Annotated in this window: 22 protein-coding genes; 19 read left to right on the top strand and 3 right to left on the bottom strand. The window is 34.5% G+C overall.

Annotated elements, in window-relative coordinates; translation table 11 throughout:
• The first annotated feature begins 188 nt into the window (after positions 1-188).
• The 8 genes from OA86_RS11705 (at position 189) to OA86_RS11670 (ending at position 9,781) form a co-directional block, all read left to right on the top strand.
• Complete coding sequence (locus OA86_RS11705; protein WP_260241908.1) at positions 189-1,442, top strand: TCR/Tet family MFS transporter; 1,254 nt, start codon at positions 189-191, stop codon at positions 1,440-1,442.
• 166 nt (positions 1,443-1,608) lie between these two features.
• Positions 1,609-1,932, top strand: coding sequence for a Sec-independent protein translocase subunit TatA/TatB (locus OA86_RS11700; protein ID WP_039353391.1), 324 nt, complete (start codon positions 1,609-1,611; stop codon positions 1,930-1,932).
• A 1-nt stretch (position 1,933) separates the two neighbouring features.
• On the top strand, positions 1,934-2,512 hold the full coding sequence (locus OA86_RS11695) for a phosphatase PAP2 family protein (protein WP_039353388.1): 579 nt from the start codon (positions 1,934-1,936) through the stop codon (positions 2,510-2,512).
• Between the two features lie 179 nt (positions 2,513-2,691).
• Positions 2,692-5,523 (top strand): DNA polymerase I, encoded by a 2,832-nt coding sequence (polA, locus tag OA86_RS11690; protein WP_039353386.1) that lies wholly within the window; start codon positions 2,692-2,694, stop codon positions 5,521-5,523.
• A 15-nt stretch (positions 5,524-5,538) separates the two neighbouring features.
• Positions 5,539-6,516, top strand: coding sequence for a hypothetical protein (locus OA86_RS11685; protein ID WP_039353384.1), 978 nt, complete (start codon positions 5,539-5,541; stop codon positions 6,514-6,516).
• Positions 6,517-6,591: 75 nt separating this feature from the next.
• Complete coding sequence (locus OA86_RS11680) at positions 6,592-7,473, top strand: glycosyltransferase family 2 protein (protein WP_039353381.1); 882 nt, start codon at positions 6,592-6,594, stop codon at positions 7,471-7,473.
• A gap of 114 nt (positions 7,474-7,587) precedes the next feature.
• Entirely contained in the window at positions 7,588-8,100 is a 513-nt protein-coding gene (locus tag OA86_RS11675; protein ID WP_039353378.1) for a transposase, read from the top strand.
• Positions 8,101-8,116: 16 nt separating this feature from the next.
• Positions 8,117-9,781: an amidohydrolase gene (locus tag OA86_RS11670; RefSeq protein ID WP_246008055.1), complete on the top strand. Its 1,665-nt coding sequence runs from the start codon at positions 8,117-8,119 to the stop codon at positions 9,779-9,781.
• A 6-nt stretch (positions 9,782-9,787) separates the two neighbouring features.
• On the opposite strand, the gene OA86_RS11665 is transcribed toward OA86_RS11670, so the two are convergent.
• Positions 9,788-10,639, bottom strand: coding sequence for a glycosyltransferase family 2 protein (locus tag OA86_RS11665; RefSeq protein ID WP_039353372.1), 852 nt, complete (start codon positions 10,637-10,639; stop codon positions 9,788-9,790).
• A 48-nt stretch (positions 10,640-10,687) separates the two neighbouring features.
• Between OA86_RS11665 and OA86_RS11660 the strand changes: the two genes are divergently transcribed.
• The gene (locus OA86_RS11660; protein ID WP_039353369.1) at positions 10,688-11,605 is read left to right on the top strand and encodes a class I SAM-dependent methyltransferase; all 918 of its coding nucleotides are present in this window, start codon (positions 10,688-10,690) and stop codon (positions 11,603-11,605) included.
• Here OA86_RS11660 and OA86_RS11655 read toward each other — a convergent pair.
• Complete coding sequence (locus OA86_RS11655) at positions 11,602-13,080, bottom strand: lipopolysaccharide biosynthesis protein (RefSeq protein ID WP_039353367.1); 1,479 nt, start codon at positions 13,078-13,080, stop codon at positions 11,602-11,604. The two genes, OA86_RS11660 and OA86_RS11655, sit on opposite strands and share 4 nt — an antisense overlap.
• 227 nt (positions 13,081-13,307) lie before the next feature.
• On the opposite strand from OA86_RS11655, the gene OA86_RS11650 reads away from it, so the two are divergent.
• Positions 13,308-14,933, top strand: coding sequence for an alpha-amylase family glycosyl hydrolase (locus tag OA86_RS11650; RefSeq protein WP_039353365.1), 1,626 nt, complete (start codon positions 13,308-13,310; stop codon positions 14,931-14,933).
• Between the two features lie 10 nt (positions 14,934-14,943).
• Positions 14,944-15,468: a TlpA family protein disulfide reductase gene (locus OA86_RS11645; protein ID WP_039353362.1), complete on the top strand. Its 525-nt coding sequence runs from the start codon at positions 14,944-14,946 to the stop codon at positions 15,466-15,468.
• Here the strand turns inward: OA86_RS11645 and OA86_RS11640 are convergent.
• Complete coding sequence (locus OA86_RS11640) at positions 15,465-16,118, bottom strand: DUF2461 domain-containing protein (RefSeq protein WP_039353359.1); 654 nt, start codon at positions 16,116-16,118, stop codon at positions 15,465-15,467. The genes OA86_RS11645 and OA86_RS11640 overlap by 4 nt on opposite strands.
• Before the next feature lie 183 nt (positions 16,119-16,301).
• Between OA86_RS11640 and OA86_RS11635 the strand changes: the two genes are divergently transcribed.
• The 8 genes from OA86_RS11635 to OA86_RS11600 all read left to right on the top strand — a co-directional run bounded on the left by OA86_RS11635 (position 16,302) and on the right by OA86_RS11600 (position 25,428).
• The gene (locus tag OA86_RS11635; protein WP_039353357.1) at positions 16,302-16,889 is read left to right on the top strand and encodes a helix-turn-helix domain-containing protein; all 588 of its coding nucleotides are present in this window, start codon (positions 16,302-16,304) and stop codon (positions 16,887-16,889) included.
• 86 nt (positions 16,890-16,975) lie between these two features.
• Entirely contained in the window at positions 16,976-18,439 is a 1,464-nt protein-coding gene (locus tag OA86_RS11630; protein WP_039353355.1) for a serine hydrolase domain-containing protein, read from the top strand.
• A gap of 204 nt (positions 18,440-18,643) precedes the next feature.
• A complete protein-coding gene (locus OA86_RS11625) occupies positions 18,644-20,428 on the top strand; it encodes a DEAD/DEAH box helicase (protein ID WP_039353353.1) in 1,785 nt (594 codons plus the stop codon).
• Positions 20,429-20,590: 162 nt separating this feature from the next.
• Positions 20,591-21,229, top strand: coding sequence for a DUF47 domain-containing protein (locus OA86_RS11620; RefSeq protein ID WP_039353350.1), 639 nt, complete (start codon positions 20,591-20,593; stop codon positions 21,227-21,229).
• Positions 21,230-21,260: 31 nt separating this feature from the next.
• Positions 21,261-22,403 carry an inorganic phosphate transporter gene (locus tag OA86_RS11615; RefSeq protein WP_039353347.1) on the top strand — a complete coding sequence of 381 codons (1,143 nt, stop codon included), beginning with the start codon at positions 21,261-21,263 and terminating at the stop codon, positions 22,401-22,403.
• Positions 22,404-22,513: 110 nt separating this feature from the next.
• Complete coding sequence (locus OA86_RS11610) at positions 22,514-23,485, top strand: polyprenyl synthetase family protein (protein ID WP_039353344.1); 972 nt, start codon at positions 22,514-22,516, stop codon at positions 23,483-23,485.
• A gap of 61 nt (positions 23,486-23,546) precedes the next feature.
• Entirely contained in the window at positions 23,547-24,497 is a 951-nt protein-coding gene (locus OA86_RS11605; RefSeq protein WP_039353341.1) for a GSCFA domain-containing protein, read from the top strand.
• A gap of 163 nt (positions 24,498-24,660) precedes the next feature.
• Positions 24,661-25,428, top strand: a complete 768-nt coding sequence (locus tag OA86_RS11600; protein WP_039353338.1) for a TatD family hydrolase — start codon at positions 24,661-24,663, stop codon at positions 25,426-25,428.
• Positions 25,429-25,527: the final 99 nt, after the last annotated feature.

Below are 25,527 nucleotides of genomic sequence, written 5' to 3'. Positions count from 1 at the left end.
GGTTTTGTATCAATTTTTTAGCCGCAGTTTCCAAGCCTTGAATTTTTGGTTATTTTGTTTCAAGACAAAAGAACATAGGAAAGGAATAAATATTTTCGAGATCCTTCATTCTTCACAATGGCAAAAGAATATTTTTAAAACTCTTCCAAATACGACGCATAAAAAACAAATATAATTTTTTAAAAAAAATCCAAAAAAAACTATCTTTACACCCGCAAATGAAAAAAAATCCAAAATCCGCCGCTGTAGGTTTTATCTTCATCACCTTACTCATCGACATTACAGGATGGGGAATTGTAATACCCGTAGTTCCGAAATTAATTCAGGAACTTACGCATAACGCAGACTTAAGCGTTGCCTCTCAATACGGAGGTTGGCTAAGTTTTGCCTACGCCGGAATGCAATTTATTTTCGCTTCCGTTTTGGGTGGATTGAGCGATAAATTCGGTAGAAGACCAATTATTCTTTTTTCGCTTTTAGGATTTTCAGTCAACTTTTTTATTCAGGCGATTGCACCTTCTATATTTTGGCTTTTTGTTGGCAGAATACTCTCCGGAGTTACGGGTGCAAGTATAACAACGGCAAGTGCCTATATCGCAGATGTTTCTACAGAAGAAAATCGTGCAAAAAATTTCGGAATGATCGGTGCCGCTTTTGGGGTCGGTTTTATAATTGGACCAGTAATCGGTGGTTTGCTCGGACAATATGGAGCCAGAGTTCCTTTTTACGCCGCTGCAGGTTTGTGTTTGGTGAATTTTCTCTACGGATTATTTGTTCTGCCGGAAAGTTTAGACAAAGAACACCGCCGGGCTTTCAACTGGAGGCGCGCAAATCCAGTCGGTTCATTGATGCAACTTCGAAAATATCCGCAAATTCTCGGCTTAATTGCCGCCTTAATATTTGTCTACATCGCAGGTCATGCTGTACAAACTAACTGGACTTTCTTCACCATGTACAAATTTAGTTGGTCCGAAAAAATGGTCGGACTTTCTCTCGGAGTTGCTGGTTTAATGGCCGCTTTGGTTCAGGGATATTTGATCCGTTTTATTCAGCCAAGATTAGGGAATGAGAGAAGTATTTTCTATGGCTTACTTTTATATGCGTTGGGAATGATTTTATTCGCCTTTGCCACGGAAAGTTGGATGATGTTTGCATTTCTGATTCCTTATGGTTTAGGTGGAATTGCAGGTCCGGCTTTGCAATCGGTGATTTCTGCTCAAGTTCCAAAGAATCAACAGGGTGAATTGCAGGGAGCTTTGGCGAGTTTAGTAAGCTTAACTGCCATTGTTGGTCCACCTTTGATGACAAATACATTTTTTTATTTTACCCATGATAACGCACCCTTTAAATTTGCAGGAGCACCATTTTTTCTCGGATTTATATTAATGATGATCAGTGCGGTTATTGTATTTTTTGTTTATAAAAAGAAACCAATTTCTTAGATTTATCGTATAGTTTAGAATCAAATTTATTTTTTAAATAATCGGTGTTGATATGGTCTAATTTGCCTTAAATGAAAGAAAATATAGTAATTTCGCATTACATTTTGTGATTAATTTAACTCGAATCAATGAAAATCGATACCATAAACTTTTGTAATTTTACCCCATGGAATTAAGCATAGGAGAAATGATGTTAATCGCCGTCGCAATCGTAGTATTGTTCGGTCCCGATAAGTTACCCAAAATCGCGCGCGACTTAGGTCAGGGAGTGCGAAAAATGCGCAGTGCAATGGAAGATGTAAAATCTGAAATTTTAAAGGAAACCGATAACCCAGTTTCTGAAATCAAAAAGGAAATTGAAAAAGTAAAGCAAGCTGCGCAAGATTACAATCCTATGAGTAATTTAGAAAAAGAAGCGCTTGCAGAAAGAGAGATTCCAAAAGTAAATCTTGCGGAAAACGACCAGCACGAAGGACCTGTAAGCCGTTAATATGTACGAAATTATTCAGGAAGACCGGCATCTTTTTCTTTTCCTAAATAATTTAGGGAGTCAGCCTTTCGACCAGTTTTGGATTCTTATTTCCGAAACCTGGATCTGGGTCCCGCTCTATGGCATTTTTCTTTATTTACTCTACAAAACTTTCAAACTGAAAAGTTTGGTTTTCATTTTAATATTCATCGCTTTAGGCGTTACTGTTTCCGATCAACTTGCCGGGATTTTCAAAACAGGGATTGCACGATTAAGACCTTGTCACGATCCAACTTTAAATAATTTGATGCGGAGTGTAAAATGTGGCGGTCGTCTCGGATTTTATTCCAGTCACGCTTCCAATACTTTTTTTATTGTTACTTATTTGAGCATTTTGCTTTTCCGAAAATATAAATTTTTACCTTATTTCCTATTCTTTTGGGCGATTGTTGTTTCTTACAGCCGAATTTATCTGGGCGTTCATTTTCCCATGGATGTTTTAATGGGTTCAGCAATGGGATTTTTATTGGGCGGACTTTTTGCCACCATTTCATTGAATGTTATTGAAAAACAAAAGAGGAACGCGGTTTCAAACCATTAAATTTGCTCCATCACATTTTAAATTTCAATCATAAAAAATTTAAAATAAATTCGTGAATTTGTAGCTGAAAAAAATATCTGCTCTTATTTTCGCGTTAAAATATTAGTTCCGCAAATCCTTTTTCCAAAACTTCCTTCAACCATCTTTTTTCTACGGTCAAAAATATTATCTTTGCTTCTATGTCAGAAAACAACGATAAACGCCTTTTCCTCATCGATGCTTATGCGATGATTTTCCGTGGATATTATGCACTCATCAGAAGTCCCAGAATTACAAGTACCGGAATCGATACTTCGGCAATTTTTGGTTTTACCAATTCATTAATTGAACTTATTCGCAGGGAAAGACCAACGCATTTAGCCGTTGTTTTTGATGTGGGTCAAGCGAGTGTAAGAACTGCAGATTATGCAGATTATAAAGCGAACCGGAGCGAAACTCCTGAAGCAATAAAACTCGCTATTCCTTACATCCATCGCATCTTAAAAGCCATGCACGTTCCGATTTTGGGACTGGAAGGATATGAAGCAGATGATGTGATCGGAACAATTGCGTGCAAAGCGGAAAAAGAAAATTACACCGTATTTATGGTGACGCCTGACAAAGATTTTGCACAACTCGTAACTCCAAATATTAAAATGTATAAACCCGGTTTGAAAGGCGCTGAGTTTGAAATTTTAGGCGTTGATGAAATCAAAGCGAAATACGAAATAGAAGATCCAAAACAGGTCATCGATTTCCTTGCAATGATGGGCGACGCGGTTGATAATATTCCCGGCTTGGAAGGTGTTGGAGAAAAAACAGCGAAGAAATTTCTGAAGGAATATGGCAGCATCGAAAAGTTGTTAGAAAATACTGCCGATCTTAAAGGAAAACTCAAAGAAAAAGTGGAGAATTCTGCCGAGCGAGGAATTCTTTCCAAAAAATTAGCAACGATTATTTGTGACGCTCCAATCGAGTTTCATCAGGAACAATATGATTTAGATGACCCTGACTTTGAAAAGGTAAAAGAAGTTTTCGACGAAATTGAATTTCGCCGATTGTATGAAAATTTGTATCGTGCTTTTGCACCTGCTGCTACAGTTGCTTCAACTTCAAATAAAAATTCGGCTGAAGAAAAAGTTCAAAAACCAGTTATTGTCAATCAAACGATGCAGCTCGATCTGTTCGCCAATTTCGAAGATTTAGATCAGGCAACAACGACCAAAGAAACCGTTTCAGATAGCGATCATCTATACCAATACATCTATTCTCCAAAAGCGCAGAAAGTTTTAGTTCATAATCTTTTGCAGCAAAAAGCTGTGAGTTTTGATACCGAAATTACATCTTTAGACGAGATGGAAGCTGATTTGATCGGTATGAGTTTCAGTTACAAAAAAGGTTTGGCGTACTATATTCCTTTTTCTGAAAAGCGGGAAGAAGTTTTAGAAACATTGGAAATTTTCCGTCCTTTTTTTGAAAAGAAGGAAATTGTAAAAATTGCTCATAATTTAAAAACAGATTACAAAATTCTAAAGCAATACGGAATTGAAGTTGAAGGTGCGATTTTCGATACCATGATCGCGCATTACCTTTTAAATCCAGATGGTCGTCATGCGATGGAATATCTTTCTGAAATGTATTTGGGCTACAAACCTGTTGCAATCGAATCATTAATTGGAAAAGGAAAAAATCAGATCAGTTTCAAGGAACTTTCTGTGGAAGAACAAACGAAATTTGCCGCAGAAGATGCCGATATTTCGTGGAGATTGTACGAAGTTTTTGCGCCACAATTGAAAATAGAAAACCTCGAAGATCTTTTTTATAAAGTAGAAATGCCTTTAATGAAAGTTCTGGCAAAAATGGAACTCGAAGGAATTTCCCTCGATAAAAAATGGCTCGAACAGGAAAGTAAAGATCTGGAAAACGATCTGCGTCAACTGGAGAAAACGATTTTTGAATTGTCAGGTGAAGAATTTAATATGAATTCTCCGAAACAGTTGGGCGAAGTTTTGTTTGAAAAAATGCAGCTCGACCCAAAAGCAAAAAAGACAAAATCCGGCCAATACGCAACTTCAGAGGATATTCTGCAGAAATTATCTTCCAAGCATGAAATCATTAAACACATTTTAGAATATCGAACGTATCAAAAATTAAAATCAACGTACGTCGATGCGCTGCCTTTGCAAATTGACAAAGACGATCATCGCGTTCATACCAATTTCTCTCAAACAACTGCTGCGACTGGACGTTTAGCAAGTGTAAATCCGAATTTACAGAATATCCCGATCCGAACTTTGCGTGGACAACAAATCCGCGGGGCTTTTGTCGCAAATCCTGGAAATAAATTAATTGCAGCAGATTATTCTCAAATTGAATTGCGACTGATTGCAGCGATTTCTGAGGAAGATAATATGATCAAAGCTTTTCAGGATGGCGAAGATATTCACGCTTCTACGGCTTCAAAATTATTTAATATTCCTTTGGAAGAAGTTACGAAAACCCAGCGTTCACAAGCAAAAACCGTTAATTTTGGAATCCTTTATGGACAAGGTGCGTTTGGTTTGGCCGAACAAACCGGACTTTCCAGAAAAGAAGCCAAGGAAATGATCGAATCTTACTTTGAAACTTATCCCAAGTTGAAAAAATATATGGCAGATCAGGTTATCAAAGCGCAGGAAATGGGATATGTGGAAACTATTTTGAACAGAAAAAGACATTTAAAAGATATCAATTCAGCCAATTTTGTCGTGAAAGCTCACGCAGAAAGAAATGCGGTGAATGCACCAATTCAGGGAAGTGCAGCCGATGTCATTAAATTGGCGATGATCAAAATCGACGAGCAATTCACCGAACAAAATTTAAAAACAAAAATGCTTTTGCAGGTTCATGATGAACTTGTTTTTGAAGCACCGGAAGAAGAACTGGAAACCGTAACAGCTTTAATTAAAAATGAAATGGAATCTGCTTATAAAACGACCGTTCCTTTAATAGTCGAAGTTGGAGTAGGAGACAACTGGTTGGAAGCGCATTAAATTTTTGTATTTTAAATGAAACTCGATAAAAAATATTTACTAGTACCTGCAATAATTCTGATTGCAGGTTTACTATTTTATATCTCTAAAAAAAGCCAGGTTCGCGAATCGAATAGAACGGAAGTTTCGATAAAGACCAAACTTATTGTACCTGAAAAAATCGATACTCTTCAAATATTTAGAAAATTCGTTTCCGATTTCAATACACATCTTGCCAAAAACATCAATTCTTACATTGATCCAAAATTAGGAATGGCCATGTACTATCATGATGGACCGTATCCGATTTTACAAGTTCAAAATTCTGTTGATCAGGAGATAGACTGGTTCATGATGGATATTTTCGAAAATGTTGAATTTGCATCTTTTCCAAATTATCTTGGCGACTTCAAATTTGAAAAAACGGGATTTTTTATAGTGAAAAACGAAGGTAGTTTTTCGCTTTCAGATTTTGATAATTCCTATACGGCGCATCCCGAAGAATTTTTTCTGGAACATCAACCTTTAGAAAAATTATGTAATTTTAGGGCAAAGGCAATTTCGACGGCAGGAAACACGATGTATAATTTTTATTTTAATTTTAAAAATGGGAAACTCACTTTACTCGCTTTAGAAGTGGAAAATGTATCTGATATTATGTTTGCAAATAAAGAGAGGCCTTTCATCGCATTTAATGATAAAAACGATATTGAGAAATATTTTGAAAATCAGAAAATTTTTCGGGATAAAGAACAAAATGCATCTATTGATTTTGACAAAAGAGAAATAACCTATTATGATTTTCCAAATGATAATCCGTTTATTTTTGAAACCTATAAAATTGGGAGAATTACGAAGGATTCAGATAAAATAAAATCCGTTGAGATTATATTTTATGCAAACAAAAATAAGGAAGAAGATGGTTTCATGACGTATTTTTCTAATAAAGGGACATTTGTAGTTGGTCCAATGGGCGTAAGACCACCTTACTTTTATGAACCTGTAAAAAAGTAATGTACTTCATATAAATGAGATGATTCTTCAAAAAGTTTTTGAAGAATTAAATTTAAAAAATTAAGTTTTTAAGCAATGAAATTCCTACTCATCATTCCCACGCACAACGAAGAGAAAAATATTCTATTTACGCTTAAATCTCTTTATGAACAGACGTTTAAAGATTTTTTCTGTGTTATCGTTAATGATGGTTCTAAGGACAGTACTCAAAAAGTAGTAGAAGAATTTATTGGAGATCATCAAAAATTTAAAATTTTAAATTTAGAAGCTTCAACGCATGAACCCGGCGCAAAAGTCGTGCGCACTTTTAACAAAGGTTTAGAATCTGTAGATCTAAAAGATTTTGATATCATTTGTAAATTCGATGCAGATATTATTTTCCCGCCGAATTACCTGGCGAAAATCAATCAAGTTTATGAATCCAATTCAAAAGCAGGAATGGTTTCAGGCATCGTCAAAATACAAAAATCTATTTTTGAGAAATCATTGGCGCTTGATTTTAAAGATGAAAAACACCAGTGGCAATTTGAAAATTTGTCCTCTAAAAATCATGTTCGCGGACCGATAAAATCCTATCGTAAAGAATGTTTTTTGGATATGAAAGGTTTACGTCCGGTTTTAGGCTGGGATAATATTGATGTCATGTTGGCGAAGAAAAATGACTGGGAAGTGATAACCATTAAAGATTTATGGGTGAAACATTTACGTCCAACTGCGTTTCAATATAAAAATCAAAAAGCTGAAAAACTGGGAGAATATTTTTACAATATTGGTTTGAGTTTACCTTTAGCAATCATTTCGTCTGGAAAATCTGCTTTAAAGAATAAATCATTTGCAGAATTTTATACGACAATGAAATCTTTTTTAAAACAAAAAGGAGGGAAGTCATTGTCAAAAGAGGAGATCAAGTTTATCAGAAAATTACGCTGGTCAGAAATGCGAAAAAATTGGTTGTAGGGACAGGTCGCGACCTGTCCAAAATCCGAAGGATTTTAAATTGCCGCCCATCAATTTTCATTTTTATTAATTCGTTAATTACCCTAAATTTAAAGTTTTTCAAAACGTAAAAAGATGGAAGGAAGAAAAAGAAATAGAAAGCAAGACTTTGATTATTCAAATGATGCGGTCTATTTCATAACCATCTGCACGAAAGATAAACTACATCATTTTGGGAAAATTCAAAATGGAAAAATAAATTTAAGCGAAATGGGAAAAATTGCTGAGAATCAAATCTTCTGGTTGCAAAAGCAATATCCTTATTTTGAATTGTATAATTTTGTTGTCATGCCGAATCATGTTCACCTTTTGTTTGGAATTAATCGGGATTTTTGTACTAATGATTTTGTTGAAATTCCTGTCGAATTTCGGACAATTCACGACTTGTCCCTACGGAATGATGAACAGATTAAAATAAAATCTGTCTCTGCTTTGATGGGAGCATTTAAAACAACTGTTTCGAAACAAATTCATCAAACAGGTTATTCAGATTTCCTTTGGCAGCGTTCATTTCATGATCACATTGTGAGGAATAAAAAACGTTACGATCAAATAAATAATTATATTACAACAAATGCTGAAAATTAGAATAAAGATAAATTTTATGAATAATTACGCTATTAAAAATCTTCGATTTTTGGACAAGTCCCGACTTGTCCCTACGATTATAATGATACTTTTTTTCGGGATGGTTACTGCGCAAAAAAACGCCGATCTCATTATCACCAATGCAAAAATTTACACCGTCGATCAAAATTTTGATACCGCCGAATCAATGGCAGTTTTTAATGGAAAAATTGTTGGTGTTGGAAAAACTTCAGATATTCTCAAAAACTTTAAATCTAAAAATATTCAAAATCTTCAGGGAAAAACTGTTTTTCCTGGATTGATCGATGCGCATTGTCATTTCACGGGTTATGCGACAGATAAATGGAAATGTCAACTTTGGGGAACAAAATCCTGGGACGAAATCATTGCAAGAATTTCAGATTATGCAAAAACAGCTCCAAAAGAATGGATCTACGGACGTGGTTGGGATCAAAATGATTGGGCAATCAAAGAATTTCCAAACAAAGAAAAACTGGATCAGTTATTTCCAAACCGTCCGGTTTACTTAAAAAGAATTGATGGTCACGCTGCGGTTGCGAATCAAAAAGCTTTAGACATCGCCGGAATTACAAAAGATTCTAAAATTTTGGGTGGTGAAATTGAAGTGAAGGATGGAAAATTAACCGGAATTTTAGTCGACAACGCAATGACTTTGGTAGAAAAACATATTCCGGATATTGAAGATAAAATGGCGATCCAATATTTTTCAGAATTGCAGAAAGAATGTTTTTCTTATGGTTTAACGTCGCTTCATGATTGCGGAATTACGGAAAAAACTTTAGGACTTTTAGAAAAAGCCCAGTCACAGAATTCTTTACAGATGAAGATTTTTGCTTTGATGGAAGACAATCCGGATTATTATGACCGTTGGATCAAAAAAGGGAGATATACGAATAAAAACATTACAGTTGGCGGATTCAAGGTGTATTCAGATGGAGCTCTTGGCTCAAGAGGAGCATGTTTAAATCATGATTATTCCGATAAAAAAGGTTGGAAAGGTTTTCTTTTAAGTGATAGGAAGCATTTTGAAAATTTAGCGAAGAGATTAAAAAATAGCGATCTACAAATGGCAACGCATGCCATCGGAGATTCTGCAAATCGAACGATTCTTCAAATTTATGGGGAAGTTTTGGGCGGTAAAAATGACAGAAGATGGAGAATTGAACACGCTCAAATCATCGATAAAAATGATTTCGATCTGTTTGGTAAATATTCGATTATTCCTTCTGTGCAACCAACTCACGCGACTTCCGATATGTATTGGGCGGAAGATCGTCTAGGAAAAGAGCGGTTGAAATATGCATATGCGTATGAAGATTTATTGAAACAAAATGGGTGGCTTCCGTTGGGAACCGATTTCCCTGTGGAGGAAATTAGTCCATTGAAAACTTTTTATGCTGCGGTTGCACGAAAAGATTCCAGACATTTTCCGGCGAATGGATTTCAAAAGGAAAACGCTTTAACGAGAGAACAGGCAATTCGTGGAATGACGATCTGGGCGGCAAAATCTGCTTTTCAGGAAAAAGAAATTGGAAGTTTAGAACCGGGAAAATCTGCAGATTTCATAATCGTTGACCAAGATTTAATGACTGTTCCCGAAGACCAAATTTTAAACACTAAAGTTTTAGAAACTTTTAGCAATGGAAAAAAAGTTTTCTAACTAAATCTATTTCTGTTTATTTTTTTCAAGCTCCAATTCATTTCGTTTTTTAAATAAAACAAGATATTCTTTCATCAATTCAAAAACGGAAGTATACGAACGATACTTTTTGAAAAGATATTTGCTGATACCAAAAACATTGATTAATCCGGAAGTTAAACTTTCGGATTTTGTTTTGGTTGGATTTAGAAAAATGGTCAGCAACTTTATTTTAGCCAGTTTTATGGCTTTTTCAGTCGACATTTGCTGATCACGATCGTGTAAAACTTTGGTTTCTTTCACGATGGCAATTTTGAATTGATGGTATTTTGCACGTTCACAATAATTTCGGTCTTCACCATAATGTTGAAAAAGGGGATTAAAAAGCCCGACCATTTCTAAACAGGATTTGCTAACTAACCATGCTGCAGCATTGCAAAAAGAGGTTTCAAAATAATTTTCTTTCTCTTCCGAAAGATTAATATACTGTTGGAAATTCGTGTCAATTTTTTCACCTTTTCCATCAAATTGAATCGGCGCAACGATTCCCATTTCGGGATGAGTTTCTGCAAAACTGAGGAGTTTTTCAAGCACATTTACTTCCAGATAAACGTCCTGATTGATGAGGAAGAAATAATCGTAATTTGATGCTAAAAGTTCCTTTAAAGCTACATTATTAGCATATCCAAAACCTGCATTAAATCGTAATTTTTCTAAATAGAGTGGAAAATTGTTGACCATTTTTAGAGTGCCATCAGTTGAGGCATTATCAACAATAAATAAATCGGTGTTGTAAGATGATTTCAAAACTGAATCTAAACACGTTTCGATCCATTTTTCACCATTGTAGGTCACAATAATAGTTGCGATTTTTTTCATATCGGTTACAAAAATAGATTAATTTTGGAACGCAAAAAAAATAATTAAATGGTTTGCAGAATTTGTCATTCTTCTCAAAATAAAAATACCTTTTCAGTCAACGATAAAATGTTCGGAGGAACTGAAAAATTTGAATATTTCGAATGTTCAGATTGTGGAACCTTGCAAATTTCAGATTTCCCGAAAGACATGTCTCTCTTTTATCCGGATAATTATTACAGTTTAAAATCTGACTTAAAGACCAAAGATAAGATAGTTCAAAAATTAAGAGATTATATTTTCTACTATAATTTCCCTGGTTTTCTTCTGAAGAAACTTTCTGTAAAAATTCCGAATCTTGCTTTGGAAGCATTTCTAAAAATTAAACCTTCGAAAGCTGCAAAAGTTTTGGATGTTGGTTGTGGCGAAGGGAAATTTTTGAAAAGTATCTTTGGTTTAGGATATAAAAATATTATTGGGATCGATCCTTTCGCCATTAAAACAATCGAAAAGCCTTTTCCAATCAGGAGAAAATCTTTGGAAGAAATTATAGAAAAGTTTGATGTAATTGCTTTTAATCACGTTTTCGAACATGTTGAGAATCTGCATGAAACTTTACAGAAATGCTATAATTTACTAGATAATAACGGTAAAATTATCATCAGAGTTCCAGTTAAAGATTCGGTAGCTTTTGAAAAATATGGTGAAAATTGGGTTCAGTGGGATGCGCCGAGACATTTTCATCTTCTGACAAAAAAAGCATTTCAAATACTTGCAGAAAAAAATAGATTTCAGATAACCTCTTATTATAATGATAGTTATAAATTTCAATTTACAGGAAGCGAAAAATACCTGCGAAAATTAACCTATCTAACTTCAAATAAAATCTTTAATGCAGAAGAAATAAAACACTTCATTAAAGAATCTCAAGATTTAAATAAATTGGGAAGAGGCGATCAGATCGTTGTCGTTTTAAGTAAGATTTAAAATTTAAAAATACTTTTAAAGAATTTTTTGTTCAGATAATCTTCTATCGGAAATATTTTCATAAAATGATTGGCGCTAAAAATTACGATTAAAACAAATGTTGGTTTGTAAATAAAATTGATAAAATTACTTTTAGTTTCAGGTAAAATAATAGCGACAGTTATTGCCAATGTGCAGATAATTAAGATGTACATCATTTCAATAGTTAGAGGAAAAACTTTGAATTTTATATAATTGAAATAGATTTTAATCATGTTGAAAAGAGTGAGTGAAATCGCAGTTGCCATGGCTATTCCGATAATTCCCAGCTCTGTTCTCGTTAGGAAAAGATAGTTCAGTATAATTGTTGTAATTGCCAAAAATAACATGATTACGATATTGAAACGATAATGTTTGGAGAGTGAAATAATATGTCCATTAAATCCGGTCGCTAAATCAAAAATCATGGCGAATCCTAAGATCCAAACTACAGGTTCAGCTTGTCGCAACTGATCACCATTTTTAATTAAATTACTGAGGTACGGAAATCCTACTAAAATACAGGAAAATAGAACCGCACCCAAAAAGAATAAAGTGAGCGATGTTTTTTTGTGAAATCGATCTAGTTCTTCAAATTCACCTTCGGCTATCGTTTTATTAATAATAGGAGCCGAAATATTGAATAAGCCCATTTGTGGAATTAGAATAAACGAAAGAATTGATAGAATAATGCTGTAAACTCCATTTTCCTCAAAATTTAGAAATTCGCCAATCATGAAATTATCAACTCGAAAAGCGATGTAATTACCTATGTTTCCTAAAAAGCCGTAAAAGCTATAGTTCAAGATCTCTTTCCAGAGATTGTCTTTTTTAACGTATTTCGTATTGAAATCAGGCTTTAGTTTCTCGAGTTTATTCGCATAGAAAAGATAGCCTAAAAAGGAAAGAACAAACATTCCCAAGAAAAATCCATAAGAACCCTTCTCTGAAACTCCTAAAAAGAAAAATAAGCAGAAAGCACCGATATTTGCGATTTTCGGAAAAATATTTTCAAAAATATTGGGAACGACAATTCTTTTGAAATTAGAAAGATATTTATTGAAAACCGCAGACAAAGCCATAATCAAAATAAGCGGAAGGATTAAAGCCTTCATTTTCCAAAGCTCCAAACCTTTGAATTGGGGAAACAACTGGAAAAAAAAGAAGAATAATAGGGAGAAAATGAGGAAATTTATTAGAATCCCACCTAAAGAAAGCGATAATATATTTTGATTTTTCCCATCTTTTTGCGTTTGATGAAAAAACTTAACATTAGAAAAAGAAAGTCCAAAAACTACAATCGGCAACAACATTTCCGCTGTAGGCATGATGTAGCGTAACTTTCCGTAGAATTCCATATCGTACGGAAAAATAAAAATAGCAGAAAAAGTTCCGAGTATAAAACCGAAATAACCAATCAACGAATATTTGAAACCTTGTCGTGCGATCACACTCATTTTTCGTTGATTTTAAAAGGTTCAATATTCTCTTTGATAATAAAATTTTGCACCATATTTTTTAAAGAATTCGCAAGTAAATTTTCATGATATTTTGTGACTCGAAAAAAATTTCAAGAAAACAAAGATAGAAAAATATGTTAAATAAATGTTAAAATATGATTTATCAATTGATTCTTTTTCTTTCAAACTTGCTTTTAGATTACCTTTAACACTCAAAATTTACTATGAAAAAAATATTATTTTTTCTCGGATTCTTATTGCTCACTTCCTGTGTTTCGCAGCAAACTTCAAAAAAGCAAGCATTTAACTGGGAAGGTGCAAATATGTACTTCTTATTAACGGACCGTTTTCAAAATGGCGATAAATCCAATGATGTTAATTTTGGCAGAACAGAAAAAACCGGGGTTTTACGCGGCTTTGAAGGTGGAGATCTAAGAGGAATCATCCAAAAACTGGATGATAATTATTTTTCAGATTTGGGAATCAATGCGATCTGGATGACGCCGTTGGTAGAACAAATTCATGGTGCCACGAACGAAGGAACAGGAAATACCTATGCTTTTCACGGTTATTGGGCAAAAGACTGGACGGCGCTTGATCCGAATTTCGGTACAAAAGCCGACTTAAAAGAACTCGTTGAAAAAGCCCACGCAAAAGGGATTCGCATCGTTTTAGATGCCGTTATCAATCATACCGGTCCGGTTACTCCGATCGATCCCGTTTATCCGAATACCTGGGTTCGAACTGCGCCACAATGCAAATATAATAATTACGAAAACACCACTGCTTGTACTTTGGTCGCGAATCTCCCGGATATTTTAACAGAATCAAATAAACCTGCCGAACTTCCAAAAATGTTGGTTGAAAAGTGGAAAAAAGAAGGAAGATATGAATCTGAAGTAAAATCGCTCGATGAATTTTTTACCAGAACAGGTTATCCACGAGCGCCGAAATATTATATTATGAAATGGCTGGCTGATTACGTTCAGGATCTGGGAGTCGATGGTTATCGAATTGATACGGTGAAACACACCAATGAAGATGTTTGGAAAGATTTTCAAAAAGTTTGTCAGCAGGCTTTTGCGATTTATAAAACAAACAATCCTGAAAAAGTTCTCGACAATCAATTGTTTTTCACGGTTGGCGAAGTTTACGGCTACGGAATTTCACAGAAACAACTCTATGATTTCGGTGACAAAAAAGTTAATTATTACCAGAACGGATTTAAATCGCTCATTAATTTTGACTTTAAAGGCGACGCCAATAAACCTTATGAAGAGTTATTTTCGAATTATTCAAAATTATTGCACTCCGATTTAAACGGTAAAACGGTGATGAATTATCTTACTTCGCATGACGACGGTTCGCCTTTCGACAAAGACCGAAAAAGAACGTATGAAGCTGGTACAAAACTGCTGTTAGCTCCCGGAATTTCGCAGGTTTATTATGGAGATGAAACCGCCAGAACCTTAACCGTTCCCGGTGCTGAAGGTGATGCAAATTTACGTTCGGACATGAACTGGAGCGATGTGAAATATAATTCAGGGACTCAAAAATTACTGACGCATTATCAAAAATTAGGGAAATTCAGAGCGAATCATCCTGCCATTGGAGCCGGAGTTCATAAGATGGTTTCTTCTTTCCCTTATTGGTTTACACGAACTTTGAATAATGATAAAGTTTTAATTGGTCTTGATTTAGCGTCAGGGTTGAAAGAGGTTTCTGTTCAGGGGATTTTTGAAAATGGCACGAAATTGCATGATGCATATTCTGGTAAAATTGTAAAAGTAGAAAACGGAAAAGTTTCCATCAACTCTGAATTTTATATCGTTTTGCTGGAAAAAATTTAAAAATAAATTAATGAAAAGTATTGTAAGTCTTGGGTTAGTATTATTGTCTTTCGGCGTTTTCGCTCAGAAAGTTCCCGCAGTTAGCAAGACAGAATTTTCAAAAGAAGCAGTTGCTCAGAAAATCACTTCGTTGCGGGGTAAAAAAATGGCCATTTCAGAAATTATAAATAACCATAAAGGCCGGATTTTAATTATTGATTTCTGGGCAAGCTGGTGTCCGGATTGTATAAAAGCGCTGCCTTCAACTAAAATTTTAAAGGAGCAAAATCCCCAACTTGATTTTGTTTATTTCTCTTTGGACCGTTCCTATGACCAATGGAAACGAGGTTTGGATAAATATGATCTAACATCGCAGGAAAATTACTGGTTCGATGAAGGCTGGAAAAACAACTTCAATAATTACATCGATCTTAACTGGGTTCCACGATTTTTAGTTGTAGATCAAAGCGGAAAAATCGCCAAATATTATTCAATTTCTCCGACCGATCCTGATATTCAGAAAACAATTGATGAATTGAAAGCGAAAATGTTTTAGAGAAAAGGTCTTTCAATAAAATCATTTAAAGGTTTGATGCTTTTAAAAATTTGAGCAAATTCCTTAGCAGCATTTTCTTTCAGTAATGACTCATCTGAAATCGGATAATTGACGATGAAGTTTTTCAGTTTCAGAAATTCAGCCATTGGATCATCTTTTTCAAAACCATTCGGAACTCTTTGTAATTTGCTTTCTACACTCAATCCACGGAAATTATTTCTAAAATCATCTTCCTCCAGGATTTGCATAAATTCTTTAGGATATATTGAAATTTCTTTTCTGATCTCTTTCAAAATCGGTGATTCAGGTTGAAAAACACCACCTGCTAAAAATGATTTTCCCGGTTCGATATGCAAATAATAACCGGAAGTTTTACCATTTTTTCCGAAACCCAAACCTGCGCCAAAATGGGTCTTATAAGGGATTTTTAATTTAGAAAAACGAATATCCTTATAAATTCTGAAGAGTGCTTTCTTTGGATCGATCTTTAAAATCTCCTCATCAAATTGCGCCATTTCCTCGATTAGATTTTCCAGAAACGAAAGAACATCCTGTTGAGCCTCTAAATAAAGATTTTTGTGTTCGTTGAACCATTCGCGATTATTGTTCTTTTCTAAAGTTTTCAGGAATTTTAAAGTGGATGATTTCATAGATTAATTTTAGATAGACAAATTTAGGATTTATAATAAAGGGAAAGCAGGAGTTTTTTCTAATATTATTTCTTCCAAAGTTTTTTTTACCTTTTATTTAAATAATTTCATCACAATAAGTTGAAAAATGATTTTCAAAATTTTCATTAGAATAGCTAAATTTGTAATCACTTAATTCAATGAATGTCGGATTTAAAAAAAATTAGAGAACACAAAAATCTAACTCAGGAAGAGTTGGCACAAAAGTCTGGGCTTTCTGTCAGAACCATTCAAAGAATTGAGTCTGGCATGAAACCGAAAGGATTTACTTTAAAAACATTGGCTGCATGTCTTGAGGTTTCGGAAAGTGATTTATTAGTTTCAGCTGTTTCTGAAAAAATAAATGAGTTAGACGAAGTTTCAATTGTAGAGACTGCTTCAGCGGTTGAGAAAGGCGAAATTTTGAATTTGCAATTAATAAAAATCATTAATCTCTCCTCGCTTCCTTTTTCCTGGTTTCCCATTGCGAATTTTTTGGTCCCATTAATTTTGATGTTGATTATGAAACAAAGATCTGAAATCATTAAGCAGATCATTTCCCTGCAGATTTTTCTAGCAATTATTTTTCCAGTTCTTTTTATGATCCTCATTTTCTTAAAGCTGGGAAAAGAATCAGTGACCATCGGAATTATCGTTCTTACACTCGCCAATATTTATATCATTTTGAGAAATGCGTATGAACTTGATAAAAGACAAAAACTTTTTTATAAATTGAATTTCAGTTTGTTATAAAGTTGTCGTAAGATTGTCGGGTTTTTGTCGGGTAGATTTTCTCGTTTAAATTCTTTTAATTTTCAATCTTTGTCAAAATTATTTTTATGACAAAGCACTTTGGAATTATTATCACTTTCTTCTTTTTATTCGGAAATTTCAGCGCACAAATTGCTAAAAATTCTTCCCTTTTTCTTGAACTTAAAAAAGAAGACAGTCTTTTCTTTGAGCGCGGATTTAATCAGTGTGATCTAACTTACATGGAAAAATCGGTGGATGAAAATTTAAAATTTTATCACGATAAAGGTGGTTTTCAGGGTAAAAAATTATTCCTCCAAAGAACCAGAGATAATATCTGTTCCAACCCAGATCAAAAACCTATTCGTAAATTGATTGAAAGCAGTTTGGAAGTCTATCCTTTGTATAATAATGGAAATCTGTATGGAGCAATTCAATCTGGGAATCATCAATTTTTTATTAGAGAGAAAGACAAAGCAGATGTTTGGGGCGGTGAAGCGAAATTTACGACCGTTTGGCTGAAAAAAGAGAAAAACTGGGTCATGAGCGATATTCTTAGTTATGATCACCAGGGAACAGGATCTGAACAACTCACTGATCAATTAGAACAATTATTGAAAGATAATAATATTCCAACTTTAGGATTAGGTATTATTAAAGATGGAAAATTAACGCAAATAAATGTTTATGGAGATCTTAATAATAAAATAACCGCACCTTATAACAGTCTATTTAATGTGGCGTCTTTAACGAAACCTGTTTCTGCAATGTTGGTTTTAAGGTTGGTCAGTCTTGGGAAATGGAACCTTGATGAACCGCTTGACCATTATTATATTGATCCTGATATCACAAAAGATGATAGACATAAAAAGTTGACTACAAGACTGGTTTTAAGTCATCAAACCGGATTTAAAAACTGGAGAACCTTAAATAAAGATCATAAACTTAGTTTTGATTTTGATCCCGGTACTAAATATCAGTATTCTGGCGAAGGATTTGAATATTTGAGAAAAGCAATTGAGAAAAAATTCAAAAAAAGTTTGGAAGAATTAGCACAGGAATACGTGTTCCAACCTCTTGCGATGAACGATACCAGTTACATTTGGAATGAAAAAAAAGATGCAGAAAGAATAGCAGTTGGATATAATAAAGAAGGAAAGCCGTATAAAATCATTAAAAATACAACTGCAAACGCCGCAGATGATTTGACAACCAGCGTAGAAGATTACGGTAAATTTTTAGTTGGAATATTAGATAATAAATTGCTTTCACCAGCTGTTTTTGAATCGTTGAAAAGCAAACAGGTAGAAACCAAAACAAATAAATATTTTGGACTTGGCTTTGAAATTTATGATTTGGGAAATGATGAAATTGCGCTTTCACACGGAGGTAGTGACGAAGGTGTAAATACGATTTTCTTTATTTTACCAAAAACAAAAGAAGGTCTGATCATTTTTACCAATGTAGATGATGGTCATAAGATCTATGAAACGCTCATTGAGAAATATCTGGGAGAAAGAGGCAAAAAAATTGTTAAAATTGAGATGCAGTAAAAGTGGTTTACAGCGATTTGCCAAATAATTAAAAATTTAAAAATAGAGGATTTAATAAGTTTTTGAAATAATATTTGAGAATTTCATTGACGAAACAAGCTGGAAACTGCTCTTCGGACAATTAACATAAATTTAATAAATGCCCCCTTTTATTATCGAAAACAAAATTGTATCTTTGCACCCAATTTATAGACGATCTTTTACATGAATTTATTTACGGAGACCAATCTAAGTCCGGCAATCTTGCAGGCAATTGGCGAACTGGGCTTTGAAAGCCCAACAGAAATCCAAAAACAAACTATTCCTTTTATCTCTACAGATATACGCGATCTAATCGCACTTGCGCAGACAGGAACAGGCAAAACAGCAGCATTTTCGCTACCGATTTTGGATATGATTGACGACGGGAGTCGCAAAATCCAATTTTTGGTGCTTTGTCCAACCAGAGAACTTTGTTTGCAGATTACCAAAGACATTAAGAATTATTCGAAATACATGCCCAACATCAAGACTACAGCAGTTTATGGTGGAAGCAGTATTACCGACCAAATCCGCTCTCTACGAGACAAACCGCAAATTATTGTGGGAACTCCGGGACGTGTGATCGACCTTATTAACAGAAAAGCACTTGATTTTTCTGAGATTCAATGGCTCGTTCTTGACGAAGCTGATGAAATGTTATCAATGGGTTTCAAAGATGATTTGGAAACAATTCTACGTGAAACTCCTGATACGAAACACAATTATTTATTCTCGGCAACGATGAATAAAGAAGTGGAGCGTATTTCTAAAAGTTATTTAACGAGTCCGCACCGTATTGTTGTTGGTTCCTTAAATGAAGTGAAGAAAAACATCAAACACGAATTTTACGTGGTTGGTTACCGTTTCAAGAAAGAAGCTTTGAAAAGATTGATCGATGCAAATCCAAATCAATATTCAATTCTTTTCTGCAGAACCCGTATGGAAACTCAGGAAGTTGCAGATTTCTTGATGCAGAATGGTTACGCAGCAGATGCACTTCACGGTGATCTTTCGCAAGCTCAACGTGATACAGTAATGAAGAAATTCAGACTGAAAAATATCGATATCTTAGTGGCGACCGATGTTGCAGCGAGAGGTTTAGATGTTGATTCACTGACGCACGTTATTCACTATTCTTTACCGGATGATCCTGAAGTATTCGTTCACAGAAGTGGAAGAACAGGTCGTGCAGGAAAAGACGGAATTTCAATGTCATTGATCAAACCTGAAGAATCAAGAAAATTAAAGCAGATCAAGCAATCAACGAAGATTGATATTGTTGAGAAGAAGATTCCTACCGGAAAAGAAGTGATCGAGGCTCAAGTTGGCGGTGTTTTCACCAAATTACTGACAGAACACGAAAACTTATTTGAATTCGATGCATCTTTAATTCCAGACTTATCTGCATTTACCAAAGAAGAATTGGTTCACCAGATGCTGCAGTTGCAGTTGAGAGATATGGCGCTTTATTATTTAGATAAAAATGATTTGGCTGACCAGAAATTCAATGCTGATGACGGAAGAGGCGATAGAGGAGGAAGAGATCGTGGAAGAGGCGACAGAGATTCCCGTGGCGGAAGAGACCGTGATAGAGGTGGCGATAGAAGAGATGGCGGATTTAGAAATTCCAGAGATGGAGGAAGTAGAGACGGCGGAAGCAGAGATTTTGGAAATCGTGAAGGCGGTGACAGAGAATTCAGAGAAAGAAAGCCAAGAAAAAACAATGGCGATATGGTGCGATTTTTCTTTAACTTAGGAAAACGTGACAATCTGAAAAAAATTGATATGTTGGAGATCATCAACAAATCAACTGAGAAATCCAGAAAAAGGCCAGATATTGGTGAAATCGAGATTTTAGAAAAATTCTCTTTCTTTGAAGTAGAGAAATCATTCAAAGATGAAGTTTTGAAAGGGTTACAAACTCAAAAATTTAAAGGAAAAGATATGAGAGCTGAAGAATCTAAATAATTTTCAATCTTATTAATATATTTTCAGTCCCATTATTCGTAATGGGACTGATTTTTTTTGGTGAAGAACTAATTTCGCAATGTTAATAAAACTTAATATAAAATCGTCTAAGTTGGTTGAGTTTTTCGGAAATTTGCAGCACTAATTAATAAATGAACAACAATGGGAATCGGAAATATTTTTAAAATGTTCCAGCCGAAAGACAAAGTGTTTTTTGTACTGTTTGAAAAAGTTGCAGAAGAACTTGTAGCGATGTCAAAAGAATTTCACGAGAGTCTGCTTGATTTCGATATCAATGATGATACGATGTTACAGCACATGAGTGATTACGAACACAGAATGGATGATTTAACCCACGAAATTTTTGTTCAGTTAGGAGAAAACTTTATCACTCCGTTTGATCGCGAAGACATTAGTCATTTAGCCAGTCGGTTAGATGATATTGCTGATTTCATGTATGCTTCGGCAAAATATATTTATTTGTACAAAGCACCGCTAGATCCTGCTTACACCGAATTTACGCTGTTGATTTACAAATCTTGTATTGAAATTGAAATTGCCATCAAAAATTTGAACGGTTTCAAAGATTCAAAAGCAGTTAAAGAATCTTGTATCAAGATAAATTCTTTCGAAAATATTGCAGACGATGTTTTGAGCCAGGCAATTGTAAAATTGTTTGAAACGAATGATGCAATTAAGATTATGAAAGTGAAGTCGGTTTTAGAATATCTGGAAACAGTAACTGACAAAGCAGAAGACGTAGCCAACACGATCGACAGTATTTTGATTAAATACGCTTAATCTATTCCTTAATTTATTATATAAAAATAGAATGGATTTACCAATTCTTCTTATTATTATCATTGTACTAGCACTGATTTTTGACTATATCAATGGTTTTCATGATGCCGCTAACTCCATTGCGACCATTGTTTCAACTAAAGTTTTAACCCCTTTTCAAGCAGTTCTTTGGGCTGCAATGTGGAATTTCGCAGCATTTTTTCTCGCTGCTTATGTTATTGGAGAATTTAAAATTGGAAATACTATTGCCAAGTCGGTGAACGAAAATTTCATCAATCTCGAAGTGATTTTTTCCGGGTTGATTGCCGCTATTTTGTGGAACTTATTAACTTGGTGGTTTGGGATTCCCTCTTCATCATCTCACACTTTAATCGGTGGTTTTTTAGGTGCTGCTTTGATGTTTGCTTTGGTTTCCGATTATCATATCGTCGCTTTAGCACAACCAGATTTAGCTACTTTTGATAAACTGATACTTGCCTTTAAGCAACTCTTTACCCAAGATGTGGTGAGGTATGATAAAGTGATTCCTATCTTTTTATTCATTTTCCTCGCGCCTATAATTGGAGGGATTATCTCCATCATCATTACTTTGTTTATTGTTAATGTTTCTAAAAGAACGAGTCCAAGAAAAGCCGACAATATTTTCAAAAAATTGCAATTGGTTTCTTCAGCGCTTTTCAGTTTAGGACATGGAACGAATGATGCTCAGAAAGTAATGGGAATTATCGGAGCAGCAGTTATTTTTCATCATACGCAAACTTTGCATGATCCGGTTTATCTGGCTTTAGACAGCACGCATCAATTTAATTATTTCGTAGAACATTATTTCTGGGTGCCTTTTACATCATTCTTAATGATTGCTTTAGGTACGATGAGTGGTGGTTGGAAAATTGTAAAAACCATGGGAACACGAATTACGAAAGTGACACCACTTGAAGGAGTTGCTGCTGAAACTGCAGGAGCAATCACCCTTTTTATTTCAGAACATTTCGGAATTCCAGTTTCTACAACGCATACTATTACTGGTGCAATTATCGGAGTAGGGGTAACAAAAAGAGTTTCTGCCGTTCGTTGGGGAATCACGGTAAGTTTATTGTGGGCCTGGATTTTAACGATACCGATTTCTGCCTTCGTAGCAGGATGTACTTATTTATTAGTAGTCTTTTTTAGATAAGAGTTATTCGATATATAGAAAGCCATTTCGGAAGAAATGGTTTTTTTTGTGTCATTTTAAATCGTTAAATAATTATTATAAATTGTATTTTTGCACAAACAAGAAATTTTATGCAGTTTTTAGACGAATATCAGGAAACCGTTGCGAGTGCAATTACTAAATACATCTTTAAAGATAAGCCCGAGGAACTATATGGTCCGATGAATTATATTATTTCACATGGTGGCAAAAGACTTCGTCCCATGATGGTTTTAATGGCTTGTGAAATGTTTGACGGTGATTTAAAAAAAGCCCTTAAACCCGCTTTAGCAATTGAATTTTTCCATAATTTCACTTTGATCCATGATGATATTATGGATGAAGCGCCGCTTCGCAGAAATAAACCGACCATTCATACGATACATGGCATTAATACTGGAATTCTTTCCGGAGATGCCTTAATGTTTAAAGCCCTTAAGTTTTTTGAAAATCTTGAACCTGAATTGTATAAAGCTTGTATGAGAGTTTTTATCCACACCGGATTATTGCTGTGTGAAGGTCAACAATACGATATCAATTTTGAAACGCAGGAAGAGGTGACTTTCAATGATTACATTAGAATGATCTCTTATAAAACTGGGATTTTAAGTGCTTCTTCTTTTGAAATTGGTGCGTTGATCGCAGGTGCAGATTTCAAAGATGCAAAAGCCATTTTTAATTTTGGGAAACATGTTGGAATTGCTTTCCAGATTATGGATGATTATTTAGATGTCTTCGGAAATCAGGAACAGATCGGGAAAAAACATGCCGGAGATATTTACGAAAATAAAAAAACAGTGCTTTATCTTTTAGCCAAAGAACATGCAACCGACGAAGAGAGGAAAGAACTGGAGTTTTGGTACTCTAAGAAAACCGATAATGTGGATAAAGTGTACAGCGTAGAAAAGATTTTCCGCCGTACCAAAGTTGATGAAAAATCCTTGCTTTTAATTCAGGAACACAATGAGCTCGCTCAGAAATATTTAAATAAAATCAACGTTTCCGATGCAAAGAAAAAACCTTTTATCGAACTTGCGAATTATTTATTGCGACGCGAATCTTAATATAAATAATTTTACAAAGAGCCAATTTCCTTTATTTAACATCGGGATATTTTAAAATAATATGAAATTTAGAACTGAAGTAGAAATTCCAAATTCCGACAGAAAAATAGAAGTTGAAGACCACATTTTTTCAATCGGCTCTTGCTTTTCTACGGAGATGATCAACCTCTTAAAAGCAGGTCAGATTCAGACTTTAAATAATCCTTTTGGGACACTTTTTAATCCGTTTTCGATTAATAATGCGATAAAAAAAATACACGGCGCTGAATTTTATGCCGAGGAAGATCTTGTTAGTTTTAGCGAAGAAGTGATTTCTCTGGATCACCATTCCTCTTTCAATTCGCAATTTGTACATCAAACTTTAGAGAAAATTAATGCTCAAATTGAGAACGGAAATCAGTTTTTACAAAATACCAACTGGGTTTTAATCACGTACGGTACTTCTTTCATTTACGAATTTCTACCAAAGAGAAAACTCGTTGCAAACTGTCATAAAATTCCAGCAAAGTATTTCCAAAAAAGATTGTTGACCCATTTAGAATTAACAGATTCTATTTATGAAACGGTTGAGAATTTAAAAGATATCGCAAAAGAAAATGTTCAAATTTTGTTTACAGTTTCTCCCGTTCGTCACACCAAAGACGGAATGGTTGAAAATAATTTAAGCAAATCGAAACTGATCACCGCCCTTCACGAGATCCTACCACAATTTGAAAACTGTCATTATCTGCCGGTTTACGAAATTTTAATGGATGATTTGCGCGACTACCGATTTTACAACGAAGATTTAATTCATCCCAATAATCAGGCAATTAATTATATCTGGGAAAAATTTGGGAATGCTTTTTTTTCGGATGAAACGATAGGTTTCATTGAAGAAAATTTCAAAATAGGGAAATCTTTAAGTCATAAATCTTTCGACGAAAAGAATCAAAAACATCAGGAATTTTTAGAAAAGTTAAAGCAAAGAATTTTTTCACAACAGGCAAAAGTGAAGCATAAGATTTTTTAAAATCATTTGGGCAGCTTTTTCCATCTTCCGTTCCCGCTATTTTTTGCCAAAGCTTTCCCCAACGCAAAAAAAATGAGCTCCACTCAAGCTGGGCTGCGATAAAGTTTATTAAAATAGATTTGTAATTTTACTATCAACTATCAACTATCAACTATCAACTAAAATGATCGATACTCACACTCATTTATATTCCGAAGAATTCGATAATGACCGAAAAGAAATGATCGAAAGAGCCATTAGCAAAGGTGTTTCCAAATTTTATCTTCCCGCGATCAATTCTGAAACTCATGAGAAAATGCTCAGTTTGGAAAGCGAATATCCTGAACAAATTTTTTCTATGATTGGACTTCATCCATGTTATGTGAAAGCGGAAACTTGGGAAGAAGAATTGAAATTAGTCGAAAAACATTTAAACGAAAAGTCGTTTCCCGCAATCGGTGAAATTGGTATCGATTTATATTGGGATAAAACTACTTTAGATATTCAGATAAAAGCTTTTGAACAACAAATTGATTGGGCGATAGAAAAAGATTTACCCATCGTGATTCATACGAGAAGTAGTTTTGATGAGGTTTTTGATGTTTTAGACCGAAAAAAACATCCAAAATTGCGTGGAATTTTTCACTGTTTTTCTGGAGATTTAGAGCAGGCAAAAAGAGCAATCGATTTAAATTTTATTTTAGGAATCGGTGGAGTAGTCACTTTTAAAAATGGTAAAATCGATCAGTTTCTACACGAAATTCCTTTAGATAAGATTGTTTTAGAAACCGATTCTCCGTATTTAGCGCCAGTTCCGCATCGAGGAAAACGAAATGAAAGTTCTTATCTGGATTTGGTTGTCGGAAAGCTCGTGGATATTTATGGAAAGGATTTTTCAGAAATAGATCGTATCACCACCGAAAATGCTGAAAAATTATTTGGAAGTCACTGAAGTTAACATCTCTTTATGTGTAATTCAAATGTAATAGAATTAAAAATAATTCAAAGCTTGAATTTGATAAAGGATTCACTTTCTGATTTCCTGCTAGAA

This window comes from Kaistella jeonii (genome assembly GCF_000812865.1).
Taxonomy (GTDB): Bacteria; Bacteroidota; Bacteroidia; order Flavobacteriales; family Weeksellaceae; genus Kaistella; species Kaistella jeonii.
Note: the sequence above shows the minus strand (reverse complement) of the source record. Positions and strands in the feature narration are given on the sequence as shown.